Source organism: uncultured Aquimarina sp. (genome assembly GCF_947500065.1).
Lineage (GTDB): Bacteria > Bacteroidota > Bacteroidia > Flavobacteriales > Flavobacteriaceae > Aquimarina.
This window is the reverse complement of record NZ_CANMQT010000001.1, coordinates 1,082,431-1,096,609: the sequence shown is the minus strand read 5'-3', so window position 1 is coordinate 1,096,609 and position 14,179 is coordinate 1,082,431. Positions and strand designations below refer to the sequence as shown.

The 14,179-nt window shown below is 34.5% G+C and carries 13 protein-coding genes; 3 read left to right on the top strand and 10 right to left on the bottom strand.

Features of this window, described 5'->3' with window-relative positions:
• Positions 1-65: 65 nt before the first annotated feature.
• Positions 66-1,754 (bottom strand): ABC transporter ATP-binding protein, encoded by a 1,689-nt coding sequence (locus Q0975_RS04890; protein ID WP_299433914.1) that lies wholly within the window; start codon positions 1,752-1,754, stop codon positions 66-68.
• 128 nt (positions 1,755-1,882) lie between these two features.
• On the opposite strand from Q0975_RS04890, the gene Q0975_RS04885 reads away from it, so the two are divergent.
• The 3 genes from Q0975_RS04885 to Q0975_RS04875 are packed head-to-tail and all read left to right on the top strand — an operon-like array spanning position 1,883 to position 4,358.
• Entirely contained in the window at positions 1,883-3,343 is a 1,461-nt protein-coding gene (locus Q0975_RS04885; protein ID WP_299433912.1) for a HAMP domain-containing sensor histidine kinase, read from the top strand.
• A 12-nt stretch (positions 3,344-3,355) separates the two neighbouring features.
• Positions 3,356-3,562: a DUF4177 domain-containing protein gene (locus Q0975_RS04880; protein ID WP_299433909.1), complete on the top strand. Its 207-nt coding sequence runs from the start codon at positions 3,356-3,358 to the stop codon at positions 3,560-3,562.
• Positions 3,563-3,578: 16 nt separating this feature from the next.
• Complete coding sequence (locus Q0975_RS04875) at positions 3,579-4,358, top strand: enoyl-CoA hydratase-related protein (RefSeq protein ID WP_299433907.1); 780 nt, start codon at positions 3,579-3,581, stop codon at positions 4,356-4,358.
• A gap of 152 nt (positions 4,359-4,510) precedes the next feature.
• Here Q0975_RS04875 and nadD read toward each other — a convergent pair whose 3' ends face one another.
• The 9 genes from nadD to hemH form a co-directional block, all read right to left on the bottom strand.
• Positions 4,511-5,092, bottom strand: a complete 582-nt coding sequence (gene nadD, locus Q0975_RS04870) for a nicotinate (nicotinamide) nucleotide adenylyltransferase (protein WP_299433905.1) — start codon at positions 5,090-5,092, stop codon at positions 4,511-4,513.
• A 58-nt stretch (positions 5,093-5,150) separates the two neighbouring features.
• Positions 5,151-5,723 carry a guanylate kinase gene (gmk, locus tag Q0975_RS04865; RefSeq protein WP_299433903.1) on the bottom strand — a complete coding sequence of 191 codons (573 nt, stop codon included), beginning with the start codon at positions 5,721-5,723 and terminating at the stop codon, positions 5,151-5,153.
• Positions 5,724-5,799: 76 nt separating this feature from the next.
• On the bottom strand, positions 5,800-6,666 hold the full coding sequence (locus Q0975_RS04860; protein WP_299433901.1) for a YicC/YloC family endoribonuclease: 867 nt from the start codon (positions 6,664-6,666) through the stop codon (positions 5,800-5,802).
• A gap of 154 nt (positions 6,667-6,820) precedes the next feature.
• Positions 6,821-7,375: a GNAT family N-acetyltransferase gene (locus Q0975_RS04855; RefSeq protein ID WP_299433899.1), complete on the bottom strand. Its 555-nt coding sequence runs from the start codon at positions 7,373-7,375 to the stop codon at positions 6,821-6,823.
• A 21-nt stretch (positions 7,376-7,396) separates the two neighbouring features.
• On the bottom strand, positions 7,397-7,948 hold the full coding sequence (locus Q0975_RS04850; RefSeq protein ID WP_299433897.1) for a CopD family protein: 552 nt from the start codon (positions 7,946-7,948) through the stop codon (positions 7,397-7,399).
• A 75-nt stretch (positions 7,949-8,023) separates the two neighbouring features.
• A complete protein-coding gene (locus Q0975_RS04845; RefSeq protein ID WP_299433895.1) occupies positions 8,024-8,365 on the bottom strand; it encodes a GIY-YIG nuclease family protein in 342 nt (113 codons plus the stop codon).
• A gap of 107 nt (positions 8,366-8,472) precedes the next feature.
• Positions 8,473-11,541, bottom strand: a complete 3,069-nt coding sequence (locus Q0975_RS04840) for a glycosyl hydrolase (RefSeq protein ID WP_299434241.1) — start codon at positions 11,539-11,541, stop codon at positions 8,473-8,475.
• 208 nt (positions 11,542-11,749) lie between these two features.
• Entirely contained in the window at positions 11,750-13,138 is a 1,389-nt protein-coding gene (locus tag Q0975_RS04835) for an MATE family efflux transporter (RefSeq protein WP_299433893.1), read from the bottom strand.
• Entirely contained in the window at positions 13,138-14,175 is a 1,038-nt protein-coding gene (gene hemH / locus Q0975_RS04830; protein WP_299433891.1) for a ferrochelatase, read from the bottom strand. Before hemH ends, Q0975_RS04835 begins: the two co-directional genes overlap by 1 nt.
• Between the last annotated feature and the right edge of the window lie 4 nt (positions 14,176-14,179).

Sequence of the window (14,179 nt, the reverse complement as noted above, 5' to 3'; positions counted from 1 at the left end):
ACGCAGAAGTAAACGATCACAAACAGAAATTCGAAATGTAAAAGATTTAAAAAAGATGATTTACCCTATATACCTTTAGGAATGGCATCAATTAATTTTTGTGTGTATTCTTTTTTAGGGTTTTCATAAATGCTATCAGCATCTCCATGTTCTTCGATCTTACCTTGATTCATAACTAATAACTGATCGGACATGTATTTAACCACTGCTAAATCATGGGATATAAAAATATAGGTAAACCCAAATTTTTCTTTTAATTCATTCAGTAAATTTAGAACCTGCGCTTGAACAGATATATCCAGAGCACTTACAGATTCATCACAGATAATTAATTTAGGCTGGAGAGCGATAGTTCTGGCGATTCCAATTCGTTGACGTTGCCCTCCACTAAATTCGTGCGGATATCGGTTAAAATATGAAGGATCAAGACCAACTCGTTCTAGCAGATTAATAGTTTCTTCTTTTCGTTCTATATCATTGGCATATAAATTGTGAGCTTTCATGGGCTCCATAATTGCTTTACCAACAGTTAAACGGGGATTTAATGATGCAAATGGATCTTGAAATATTAATTGAATCTCTTTTCTCAAGCTTCTTATTTCTGAAGAAGAAATTTTGGTAATGTCGGTACCTCTATATAAAACCTCACCGCTATTAGCCTTATCTAATTGCAAAATTGTATTTCCTAAAGTAGATTTCCCACATCCTGATTCTCCAACGAGCCCTAGAGTTTCACCTTCATATAATTCAAAACTAACACCATCAACTGCTTTGAATTCTTTTTTGCCAAATAAACCTACTTTAGAGAAAAATATTTTTTCTACATTTCTTACCTCTAAAAGAGGAGGATTACTGTACAATTCTTTGTGGTGATGTTCTCGTTGCGTTTTGGTAACAATCTCTCTTTCCTTTTGCTGATCCTGAAGATAATCGTCTATAGTAGGTAATTTTTTGAATCTAAGATCTAATGAAGGCCTGGCATGAATTAATGCCTTGGTGTATTCTTTTTGTGGGTTATTAAAAATTGCTTCGGTAGCACCTTGTTCCACCATTTTTCCTTTATAAACCACGAAAACTTTATCTGCAATTTCAGATACTAGTGATAAATCATGAGAAATAAAGAGAATACTCATTTTATACTCTTTCTGAAGGTCTTTAAGTAAACTGATAATTTCTTTCTGCACAGTGACGTCTAATGCAGTAGTTGGTTCGTCGGCAATAAGCAGTTTAGGTTTACAAGCAATAGCCATTGCTATCATTATACGTTGTTTCTGACCGCCACTTAGTTGATGAGGATAAGAATTATATGCACGAACAATATCTGGTAGCTTTACTTTTTCAAATAAAGATAGTACTTCATCTTTTGCGTCGGATTTGGATAAGTTTGTGTGTTGTAATAAGATTTCTATTACCTGTTTACCACATTTCATCGAAGGATTAAGAGAACTCATAGGTTCCTGAAAAATCATAGCGATCTCATTACCACGAATAGATCGCAAGGTTTTATCATCTAAATCAAGTAGCGAGTTATTGTTGTAAAGGATTTCTCCAGAAACTTGAGTTATATTAGTAGGAAGTAATCCCATAATCGCTAGGGAAGTAACGGACTTTCCACTTCCAGATTCTCCAACTACACCTAAAATTTCATTCGGATGTATATCAAATGAAATATCATACAATACCTGCGTTTCTTTTTCCTCAGAAGAAAAAGAAACGTTTAGATTTTTAACAGAAAGTAGCGCTACTGGGTCCATAGAATTAAAACTAGGTAAATTTAGGCAATTTTGGCTAATAAAATGTGAGAGAGCACCGCTGTAATCAGTGTGCTGGTTTAAAATTATTTTGGTGCGATATTTGTTATATTTACGTTTCAAAGAATACTATGAAGCTTACCAAACTCTCGCTTAGAACAAGGATTTTTATTTCTATGACCGTATTAGTTTTGTTAGCTTCTGTCTTAGTTGCTGCTATTACTGTGTATCAATATAAAGAAGAGGCGGAAGAATATCATCGAGAACGATTAGAAAGAAAAGAAGAGCGAATAAAAATTGCCATTGATAATGCATTACAAAGCACGACGTATCCTGTTACAGAAGAGAATGTCGCTTTGATCTTTAGGGAGAAAAAAAGAGTTCATCAGATATCTCAGGAGCATACATTACCAATTAATATATATAGTTTGTCTGGTGAATTATTAGTTAAATCAGAAGAAACTTTTGTGAATGATACTGTTAACAAACAGTTGAATCAGCATATCATAGATACTTTAGGTAGTGGCTATGAAAAACGATATTTAGGAGTGTCTGAAAAAAACGGGGAACATTTTTTGTCTTCTTATACTTATATTAAGGATAAAAGATCAAAACCATTGGCCATACTTAATCTGCCATATTTAGAAGACGATGATTTTTTTAATCGAGAATTATGGGAGTCTCTAAAAAGATTAGGACAAGTTTATTTATTGATGTTACTGATTGCTATTATATTAGCGTATTTTTTATCAAAATATATTACCCGGTCACTTAAAACGATTTCTGATACTATAGATCAAACTCGTTTAGATAAACGTAATAAGAGAATTCGAATAGGAGATTCTAGTGAAGAGATATACTCGTTAGTGAATGCATATAACAGTATGATCGATGAATTAGAAGAAAGTGCAGCTATGCTTGCTAAAAGTGAACGTGAGGCAGCTTGGCGAGAAATGGCAAAGCAAGTGGCACATGAAATCAAAAACCCGCTAACACCAATGCGATTAACGGTTCAGAGTTTTGAACGTAAATTTGATCCCAATGACCCTAATATTGAGCAAAAAGTAAAGGAATATAGTGATACTCTAATTCAACAAATTGATACCATGAGTTCCATAGCTTCTGCATTTTCCAATTTTGCACAAATGCCGGCGCAAAAAAGTGAAACGCTGAATGTTGTGAAAATTGTAGGATTAGCATTGGATATCTTTAATGAAGATTACATTATTTTCCCATCAGAGAAAGGGGAAATTATAGCAAAGTTTGACAGAACACAATTAATACGAGTAGTTACAAACTTGGTTAAAAATGCAATACAGGCAATACCAGAAGATCAAACCCCTAAAATTATGGTAAATGTCTTTACAGAAAAAGACGATGTTGTTATTACCGTGGCAGATAATGGAGTAGGTATTACAGAGGAAAACAAAAAAATGATCTTTGAACCAAAATTCACCACTAAGAGTAGTGGTATGGGATTAGGATTAGGGATGGTGAAAAATATTGTGGAAACCTATAACGGAAGTATTACCTTTACATCTCAAGAAGGAAAAGGAACGGTTTTTAAAGTTAAATTTCCAAAAGAACAATAAATACTTAGCACTATGAAAGAGTATAAATTAGAATCTTTAATTTATTATTCGAAAATAACGTTTGATAAAGAACATATTTTAAAATCTTCTTCTAAAGATATCCAGGAAAAACTAGATTTATATGCCAAAGATGGATGGAGATTGGTATCTACGGATGTTGAAGATTTTGGTATGGGGATGTATTTCTATTTATACTTCGAAAGAGATTTAAAACAATAAACAAACAACATATACAATGTATAATAATATTCTAACGGCACATAATGGTGGTATAACAACTATTACTATCAATCGTCCTTCAAAATTAAATGCGCTTAATAAGGAGACTATTCAAGAGCTTCACAATGCTTTTGATATCGCAAATAAAGATGCTAAGACCAAAGTGATTATCGTAACCGGAAGTGGGGAGAAAGCTTTTGTTGCTGGAGCAGATATTAGTGAGTTTGCTAATTTCTCGGTAGATCAGGGAGGTCAACTAGCTGCAAAAGGACAGGAGTTGCTTTTTGATTTTGTAGCAAATCTATCAACACCAGTAATTGCTGCCGTAAACGGTTTTGCTCTTGGCGGTGGATTAGAATTGGCTATGGCGGCACATTTTAGAGTTGCTAGTGATAATGCCAAAATGGGATTACCTGAAGTATCTCTTGGTGTAATACCAGGATATGGAGGAACTCAACGTTTACCTCAGTTAGTAGGTAAAGGTAGAGCTATGGAAATGATTATGACGGCAGGTATGATTGATGCTAATCAGGCACTAAATTATGGGTTGGTAAATCATGTGGTTTCTCAAGAAGAATTATTACCGTTAGCAGAAAAATTGGCAGGTAAGATAGGGAGAAATTCCTCTGTTGCAATTGGCGCAGCGATCAGTGCGGTTAATGCGGCTTATGAAGATGGTGTAAATGGTTTTAAAACTGAAATCAAAGAATTTGGAAATTGTTTCGGGACTGAAGATTTTAAAGAAGGAACTACCGCATTTTTAGAAAAAAGAAAAGCTGATTTCCCTGGGAAATAGTATGAAATTAAATTGAAGTCAAAAAATTAGATTTTCTTTTGCCAAACTGAGCTTGTCGAAGTTTTAAACTATTGATTTTTGAAATGTCTTCGACAAGCTCAGACTGACAACTTTCATTTGTTGGAAGCTTTTTAGATATTGTCTTTTGTGAATTATTTATAAAAATTCATTTCGTCAATATATTCCCATACTTCTTTTGGGAGTATTGGTCTGATGTTTTTACCTTCAGAAATAGCATTTCTAATAAAAGTCGAAGATATTTCCATTATAGGAGCGTCTACGTTATGAATTTTTGGATGATTCTCGAATTGATGTTCTGTTACTCCTTTTGATATACGAGGATAGACATAGATGTTATGGTTCTCTATGATTGTCTCATAGTTTTTCCATTTATGGAAGCTTTTTAAATTGTCTTCACCCATAATCAGATTAAACTGATACTCAGCATATTTTTCCTGTAGATGAATTAAGGTGTTCACCGTATAATTAGGTTGTGGTAGTTTAAACTCAATGTCGCTGGGTTTTAGTTTGGGATAAGATTCTGTAGCCCTAAATACCATTTCCAGACGATGATTATTATCCAACAATGAGCTTTTCTTTTTAAAAGGATTGTGAGGAGTTACTACCATCCAGATTTCATTCAAATCTGAATATTCAGCCATATGATTGGCAATAGCCAAGTGGCCTATGTGAATAGGATTAAATGTTCCGAAGTATAAACCTATCTTTTTCATGAAAAATTACTATTTTTCATTCCCGCGAAGACGGGAATCTACTTAATTATTATAAAATTTAATTTAAAATAAATTTCTTTACCAATTGAAGTACTTCTGCTTTTGCTTTTTCCAAATCATCATTGGTAACAATAGCATCAAATTGTGGAGCGGTTGCTAACTCAGTAGAGGCTTTGGCAACACGCATATTGATCTTGTCTTCGGACTCAGTTTTGCGTTTCTTTAATCGGATTTTTAATTCTTCGATACTAGGCGGTTTTACAAAAATAGCCAATGTTCGATCTGGATAAATTCTTTTGATATCCAGCCCACCAACTACATCAATATCAAAAATAACATGTTTGCCTCTATCCCAGATACGTTGCACTTCTGTTTTTAGCGTTCCATAAAAATTATCACGATATACTTCTTCCCACTCTAGGAATTCATCTGCTTTGATTTTATCCTTAAACTCTCTAAGGGAGAGAAAATAATAATCCTTTCCGTGTATTTCTCCTCCACGAGGTTCTCTGGAAGCGGCAGATATTGAGAAATCTAAATTCAATTCCTCATTATGTAATAAATATTTAACTAATGTAGTTTTCCCACTGCCTGATGGTGCAGACAGTACTATAAGTTTTCCTTGTTTCATCTATATAAATTTTACCAAAAGGGGTAAAGGATTATTTATATCAGTTGATATTGATTTTAACCAAGTGTTCGAACTTTTATAAAATATTCAGTAACTGTTCCTTGATCTTTTCTAATTCATCTTTCATTTGTACAACCAGTTGCTGCATAGGTGCATAGTTAGATTTACTACCAACAGTATTTATCTCACGACCTATTTCTTGAGTGATGAAGCCCAATTTTTTACCATTAGAATCTGTAGAATTCAGGGTGGTTGTAAAATATTCTAAATGATTAGCTAGTCTTACTTTTTCTTCTGTAATGTCGAATTTTTCCAGATAGTATACTAATTCTTGTTCAAAACGATTTTCATCTACCTGCTCTTTTAATTCAGAGACAGCTTTGTGTAATCGCTCTCTTACTACTTCGATACGTTCTGGATCTATTTCAATAATTTTTTCAAGTAAATCTCCAATATTTTTAATTCGAGTAACAAAATCTTTTTCTAAAGCTTTTCCTTCGTCTAGTCTATAACTTTCTATAGCTTCCAAAGCCTCCAGAAGACCACCTTTTATAGCTTTAAATTCTGTTTCATCAACCTCTGCTCGTTCGGTTTTTAAAGCATCTGGCATACGAACCGCCATTTTTATTAACTCCAATTCCTCTTGCTTTGCATATTGGGATATAGACCCTAATTGCTTCATATAATCTTTTACAATAGATTCATTGATTTTGGTCGAGTTTTCTTCTGCGGTAACCTCTACGTATAAACCAAAATCTACCTTTCCTCTTTCCAGAGTTTTGGCAATGGTTTTACGCATTTCTAATTCCTTTTCACGGTATTGAGATGGAATTCTTGCGTTAAGGTCTAAGTTTTTGCTATTTAAGGATTTTACCTCAATAGTTATTTTTTTTGTAGGAAGCTGAAGGATGGACTTCCCAAAACCTGTCATGGATTTGATCATATGCTTATATCAATACTCGTTTAAAAAATTACACGAAGATACAAACTAATTACGAATGCAGAATTACGAATACCGAAGGATCAAGGGAATCACATTAAAAATGTGTAGTTATTTGAATTCCGGCTTACGTCAAAACCTATTTTCAAACCTATTTTTAACCGATGAAAACTTCTCTGGACATAATTATTTTATCAACAAACATTCCTTTTTCGATAAAGAAATTGGGAATTACACCAGATTTTTTAAAGTTCATCTTTTTATATAAAGCAATTCCTGAGGTGTTACTAGCATATACTTCTAGCCAAATTGTTTTTAAAATTTGATTTTCTTGCGCCCAATCTAAAACATTTTGAAGTAATAACGTTCCTATCCCTTGATTTTGCCATTGTGTGTGAACTCCCATGCCGATAACTGCGGTGTGTTGCATCTTTTTTCTCCAGCTTCCGGAGAGATCGATATTTCCTATGATAGCATCTTCAGAAACTGCAAGTAATAAAACACTATTATTTTCTGATTGAAATCGTTCGATCATATCTCTTTCTTGATCAATATCGTTGGGATATTCATTTTCAAATAAAGGTAGGGTTTCCGTATCCTTTAGATATTCTAGTTTAAGCTTTAATAATTCTTCAGCATCATCAGACACCGCTTGTCGGATGGTGATACTCTGATTGTTTTTGGTTGTATATGTTTTTGGGAAGAAGCTCAATGTTGAAATACAATTTTTAGGTTATGCATTCGGATTTTTATCTCTAATTCTTTTGTAAAACTTAATGCCAAGCATTAACAGAACGGCAAGCAAAAGAATCCCGATAACTCCATAAATCCAATTAACAGCATCCCGAACGATTACCAAAAATATAACGGAAAAAAGAATGATGGTAGTACCTTCATTCCATAACCTCATTTGGTTAGAAGTCCATTTAACCACACCAATCTGAAGCTGTTTATATATCTGATGACTTTTTAAATGATAGATAAAAAGTAAAACGACAAATCCTAGTTTTACCTGCATCCACGGCAGTTCTAGTAACATAGGTCTTAAAATTAACAGACAAATAGCAAAGGTTGTTGCTAATATTGCAGATGGCCAGGTAATGATAAACCAGAGACGCTTGGCCATTAATTTTAGTTGATCACTTAATATTTCTTTGTCAGGAGAAGGTTTCTGAAAGGCTTCGATCTGATAGATAAATAATCTCGGGATATAAAAGAGCCCTGCAAACCAAGTAATCACAAAGATGAGGTGCAGGGCTTTTATATAGTTATAGTATTCTTGCATTATTTGTTTTTCTACTATTTTTCTTTTTCGAAAGGCGTTGAATTGCTAAATATTAAGTTCAAAAGTAGGAAATATTCATGTACCGTCACCTCGAGCGGAGTCGAGAGGCACATGATTTATAGAATGAGTTTCATTTTTACATTTCGAATGTAGTTTTAATAAGTCAAAATCATTACTAGCTAAAGCAAGTTTTTTCTTCCTACTCCATTTCTTAATCTTTTTCTCAAATTCTTCAGCTTGTCGAAATTGAATAAATTCTTGACAAAAGATTAAATTAACGGGTCTTCTATTTGAGGTATATGAATTATCATTCAATCCGAAATTATGTTCTTTAATCCTCCTATCTATATTATTAGTTAACCCTACATAAAGAGATTTGTCTGAACACTCAACTATATAAACATAATAGAATTTCATTGGTTTTGGTTATCTCTCGACTCCGCTCGAGATGACAGAATTGATAAAATTTCATTAAAAAAAGTAACACAAAATTTACTGCTGTCACCTCGAGCGAACTTGAGAGGTTATTCTTCTACAAAAAGATAATTAAGTTGCAAGGTATTGAATTCTGCATTAAAGCTTTTTATTTCCTCAGAAATTAATTTGTCAAAAGCTGTAAGTTGTTCATTGATTTGTTGTGTCAATTCATTTTTTACTGCAATATCTTGTACTGTTGGTCCAAAATCTCCCATCCCTACCAATGAATTTAAATGTCCGAGTTTATTCGTCAATTTTATAGGAAAATTTAAAGGATCCTGACCACTTCGGTTTTTAGTTTGATACAATGCTTTTTCAATTTCACCAAATTGTTTCTGGAGATCTTTAGCTTTTACAACTAAATCCTTGGTTTTCTCATCATCTTTATACTGGGTTGAGAAGGATTTTAATTGTGCATTGATTTTTCTGATTTTTTTGATGGATTGATGTGCCTTATCTACTGTTTTGTTTACACTAGTAATAAAATCAAATTGCTGTTGCATTTGTTGCGAAGTAGCTTCTGCTCTTGGATCAGCAAGTATCGTAAATGGTTGTGAAATTGCTGTTCCGTTTACATTTAGACTCACGTTGTAGGTTCCTGGAACTGCTTTAGGACCATTAAGGTTCGCCCACCATAAAATCATTCCTTTTAGTTTTTCTGCACCATCACCACGCATATTCCAGTTAAATTGGTTTGCTCCTTTTTTCAAATCAACTAACTGATCTTTTTTCTCCTTTGCACTGGTGCTATATGATTTAATAGTATCTCCTTTTGTATTAAAATAAGTAAGTGAAATAGTATCTTTTTTCTTGTCAAAGTTTTTAAGGTTGAAATACGTAATTACTCCACTGGGATGATTAGTTCCTTCAGTTTTAGAACCTTTTCGACTACCACCACTCATTCTATAGGTATCTTTTGGTTTAAACAGCACATTATTCTGAGTTGATATTTTACTATTTAATTGATGAATAACTGTAAGATCATCAATAATCCAAAGGCTTCTTCCTTGGGTTGCAACTATTAAATTATTGTCTTTTATAGCCAGATCTGTAATAGGGACAATAGGAAGATTCAATTGAAATGGTTTCCAATTTGAACCATCATCAAATGAAATATACATTCCTGTTTCGGTGCCGGCATATAACAATCCTTTTCGTTTTGGATCTGCACGAAGTACACGAGTAAAATGCTCATTATTGATTCCTGCAGTGATTTTTGTCCAGGACTGACCGTAATTAGTAGTTTTGTATAAATATGGAGCAAAATCACCAGATTTATAGCGAGTTCCTGCAATATAGCAAGTGCCTTCATCAAAACTACTAGGCTCTATACTATTAATCATCATCCATTCTGGCATTCCTTTAGGAGTTACATTGCTCCAGTTTTTTCCACCGTCTTGACTTATATGAACTAATCCATCATCACTTCCTGTCCATAATATATCTTCTTTAAGAGGACTTTCTGCAGCAGCAAAAATTGTACAGTAATATTCTACGGAAGTATTGTCTTGAGTAATTGGACCTCCTGAAGATTTTAGTTTATTAGGGTCATTTCTGGTTAGATCTGGGCTAATTACGTCCCAACTTTGACCTTCATTTTCAGTTACGTGAACTTGATTAGAAAATGTATAAAGTCTATTAGGATTGTGTTTAGAAAACATGATAGGGAAATTCCATTGAAAACGATATTTCATATCTTCAGCACCATGTCCCATTGGATTATCAGGCCAAACACTAATTGATCTTACGGTTTCTGTCTTGTGATTTACTCTTGTTAAGAAACCATCGTAACTACCTCCGTACACAATGTCATTATCTTTCGGGTCTATAGCAATATGTGCTGATTCTCCACCAGCGGTAGATTCCCAGTCGTCTTCAGATATAGATCTCCCAGTACTTCTGTGATTGATTCTAATAGTAGAATTATCTTGTTGAGCCGCATAAATTCTATAAGGGAAACTGTTATCCGTGGTTACACGATAAAATTGAGAAGTAGGTTGATTATGATAGGTACTCCAGGTTTCTCCTCCATCATAGGTGATTTGTGCACCACCATCATCACCCATAATCATACGTTTTGGATTTTCAGGAGCAATCCAAAGATCATGATGATCCCCATGAGGAGCTCTGAAACTGCTAAAGTTTTTTCCTCCATCCTTACTTTTATGATAGGATACATTTACTACATACACCACATCTTTATCACTCGGATCGGCATAAATACGGGTGTAATACCAAGCACGCTGACGAAGACTTCGATCACTATTTAAAAGATTCCAGGTTTCACCACCATCATCACTTCTATAAACACCACCTTTTTCTTTATTCTCTACAATCGCCCACACTCTTTCACTATTTAAAGGAGAAACTGTTACTCCCATAATTCCTAAGGTATCTTTTGCGAATCCTTTATTCTTTGAGATTTCTTTCCAGGTTTCTCCACTATCTGCACTTTTCCATAAAGCAGAACCATTTCCTCCTGAGCTTAGACTATAGGGTGTTCTTCGGGCATTCCAGGTAGATGCGTATAAAATCCGAGGATTATTAGGATCTAGCGTAAGATCAACTGCTCCGGCATCCTGATTGGCAAATAATACTTTGTTCCAAGTTTTTCCTCCATCAATACTTTTGTAAACCCCACGATCTTGAGTGGGTTTATAGATGTTTCCTAAAACACCAGCATATACAATATCAGGGTTGGTTGGATGTATTGCTATTCTTGGAATATGTCTACTTTTCGGTAGACCGGATTTAACCCAGGTTTTTCCGGCATCAACACTTTTCCATACTCCATATCCAGAAGATACATTACCACGAAGTGTTTTTTCACCACCACCAACATAAATTACATTTGGATCGCTTTTAGAAACAGAAATAGAACCAACTGATCCACCGAAGAATCCATCAGATATGTTTTCCCAAGTACGACCGCCATCCGTCGTTTTCCATACTCCACCACCAGTAGCACCAAAGTAGAAAAGATTAGGTTTTCCGGGAACTCCCGTTACCGCAGCACTTCTGCCACCTCTAAAAGGACCAACTAATCGATATTCTAACGCATCGTATAGCTCCTCATTATATGTTTGCGCGTTTAATGATGAAAAATTGCCGATCATAAGAAAGGCAATCAGTGTGAGTTTAAAAATTCTTGAGTACATTTAGTTGAGTTTATAGTTTACACCCTAACGAGGTAAAAATTCATAGTGTAGATTTGATGGCCTACTAAAATCTGGAATAAATGGCTATTGAGAAAGATTTTCACGTAAATTTAACCTTAGTTATTTTTAATACTTCTGTTTTCAACTTATTACTTATAGAAGTTCACTAAGTAGTTTTAGGAAGTGCTAACGTTTTTCTTACTTCTCTATTTAGGTAATATCCAGTTAGAATTGTGGAAAGTACATCTGCAATCGGAAATGCAATCCAAACTCCTAAAACTCCAAGAAATGGAGGTAACAGTAATATAAGCGGAATTAAAAAGAAGCCTTGTTTGGTTAGACTTAGTAATAATGCGGGTATTACTTTCCCTATAGATTGAAAATATGCAGATCCTATAAGTTGTACTATGATTACAGGAGTGGCAAAAAATACAATACGTAATGCGGATGGTGTTCGTCTGAGGATTTCTTTATTATTAGCCAGCGTTTCAGGATCCAGTGATTCTTTAGTACTTACAAAAATGGAAATAAACTCTTGAGGAAAAACCATGATAATAGTGAATATTAAAATTGCTAATATCCCTCCGTATGTGATAGAAGTATTAATGGATTCTCGTACTCGTTGAAATTTTTTGGCTCCATAATTATAACCTGCAATAGGCATAAATCCTTGGTTAACCCCAATTACCGGAAACAAAGCAAACATGAGTACTGTTCTTATAATTCCGTATGATGCTATGTCTAATTCATCACCGTAGTTACCTAACACATTGTTTAATAGAATTCCGAGTACAGCAATAGTTCCTTGTCTTGCTAAAGTAACAAAGCTTAAACCACTTATTTCATTTACAATTTTCTTTTTTAGTTTAATACATTCCAAATTCAGTCGGAGTTCACTTTTAGCAATAAAAAACCATACAATAAACCCGAAGCAAATGGCGTAGCTAATAAAGGTAGCCCACGCTGCTCCTTCCATGCCATATCCCATCACGTTAATTAGAAGATAGTCTAGAAAAATATTACCAATAGCAGGTAATATCATAGCTACCATTGCAAATTTTGGTTTGCCTTCTGCGCGTATAACATTATTACCCATCATACACATGGATAACATTACGATACCATAAAGAACTATTCTGTAATAAGTAAGAGCATAGTCTTTAAAAGAGTCTTCTGCTCCCAGAAAACCAATGAAATAATCTTCAAAAAGTAATCCAACTAGGGCTAATGAACCAGAAATTAAAAAAGTAAGTGTTGTTTGATTTCCAAAAACCCTCAATGCCTTGTCATGGTCTCCAGAGCCCAACGCTCTTGATAATACAGAACTACCGCCGATACCTATAGCTAAACCTATTGCTGCTATAAAAAAAGTGAATGGAACTACTACTTGTACTGCAGAAATTGCTAGTCCACCTATCCAGTTTCCTAAGAAAGCGGTATCAACAATCATATTTAAGGACATCACCAATATCCCTATAGAGGCTGGAACTGCCTGCTGTATTAGTAGTTTTCCGATTGGTTGTGTTCCTAAAGCTTCAGAGCTTATTTTTGCCATTATTGAACAGGTGTTTTAGCTTCTACCCACTCATTTACCCAATTTCCTATAACATCTGCCCAGTCATCCCGATCATTAAGACAAGGAATTGTGGTAAATTCTTTCCCTCCAACTTCGTGAAAAATTTCCTCTCCTTCCATGGCAATTTCTTCTAGAGTTTCTAGACAATCAGATACAAAAGCAGGGGTAACAATTGCCATTTTTTTAATGCCTTCTTTACCCATTCTTTCGATGGTTCTATCCGTATAAGGTTGTAACCAAGGATCAAATCCTAATCTGGATTGAAACGAAGTGGAGTAGGTTCCGTTTTTAAGCCCTAATTTTTTAGCCACCTGTACTGTGGTCATTTCACATTGATGGCGATAGCAGAATTCGTGTTGTTCTGATCCTTTTTTGAAACAACATTTGCCATCCATTTTACAGTTTCCGTTACTAATATCGCTTTTGCGAATATGTCTTTCGGGAACACCATGATATGAGAATAATAGGTGCTCATAATCTAGGTCATTAATTTTTTCAGAAATGCTTTTGGATAAGACATCGATATATGCCGGTTTATTATAAAAAGCAGGGATATCAGTAAAAATCATATGAGGAAAATGGGCTACCCGTAATTCTTCTGCAAGTACTAAAATTGTTTCCGTAGTTGCCATAGCAAACTGGGGATAAAGCGGAATAATCAGTACTTCCTGAACCCCTTTTTCATGCAACTCTTGTAATCCTTTTTTGATGTTCAAAGACCCATATCGCATCGCTAATCCAACAGGTATAGGAGTTCGTTCTGCGACTTTTTTCTGTAATCTTTCTGAAAGAACAATTAAAGGAGAACCTTCTTCCCACCATATTTTTTTGTAAGCGGCGGCGGACTGTTTTGGTCTTGTGTTCAGGATAATTCCTTTTACTAACAATGTTCTTGCCCATAACGGAACATCTATGACCCTAGGATCCATTAAAAATTCGCCAAGATATTTCTTTACGTCTTTTGGATCCGTACTATCAGGAGATCCTAAGTTGACAAGAAGTACACCTTTACTCATAGTT

Coding starts and splice junctions, on each gene's coding strand:
- Q0975_RS04890 (WP_299433914.1), bottom strand. CDS start 1,754: ATGGACCCAGTAGCGCTACTTTCTGTTAAAAATCTAAACGTTTCTTTT.
- Q0975_RS04885 (WP_299433912.1), top strand. CDS start 1,883: ATGAAGCTTACCAAACTCTCGCTTAGAACAAGGATTTTTATTTCTATG.
- Q0975_RS04880 (WP_299433909.1), top strand. CDS start 3,356: ATGAAAGAGTATAAATTAGAATCTTTAATTTATTATTCGAAAATAACG.
- Q0975_RS04875 (WP_299433907.1), top strand. CDS start 3,579: ATGTATAATAATATTCTAACGGCACATAATGGTGGTATAACAACTATT.
- nadD (WP_299433905.1), bottom strand. CDS start 5,092: ATGAAAAAGATAGGTTTATACTTCGGAACATTTAATCCTATTCACATA.
- gmk (WP_299433903.1), bottom strand. CDS start 5,723: ATGAAACAAGGAAAACTTATAGTACTGTCTGCACCATCAGGCAGTGGG.
- Q0975_RS04860 (WP_299433901.1), bottom strand. CDS start 6,666: ATGATCAAATCCATGACAGGTTTTGGGAAGTCCATCCTTCAGCTTCCT.
- Q0975_RS04850 (WP_299433897.1), bottom strand. CDS start 7,948: ATGCAAGAATACTATAACTATATAAAAGCCCTGCACCTCATCTTTGTG.
- Q0975_RS04845 (WP_299433895.1), bottom strand. CDS start 8,365: ATGAAATTCTATTATGTTTATATAGTTGAGTGTTCAGACAAATCTCTT.
- Q0975_RS04840 (WP_299434241.1), bottom strand. CDS start 11,541: ATGATCGGCAATTTTTCATCATTAAACGCGCAAACATATAATGAGGAG.
- Q0975_RS04835 (WP_299433893.1), bottom strand. CDS start 13,138: ATGGCAAAAATAAGCTCTGAAGCTTTAGGAACACAACCAATCGGAAAA.
- hemH (WP_299433891.1), bottom strand. CDS start 14,175: ATGAGTAAAGGTGTACTTCTTGTCAACTTAGGATCTCCTGATAGTACG.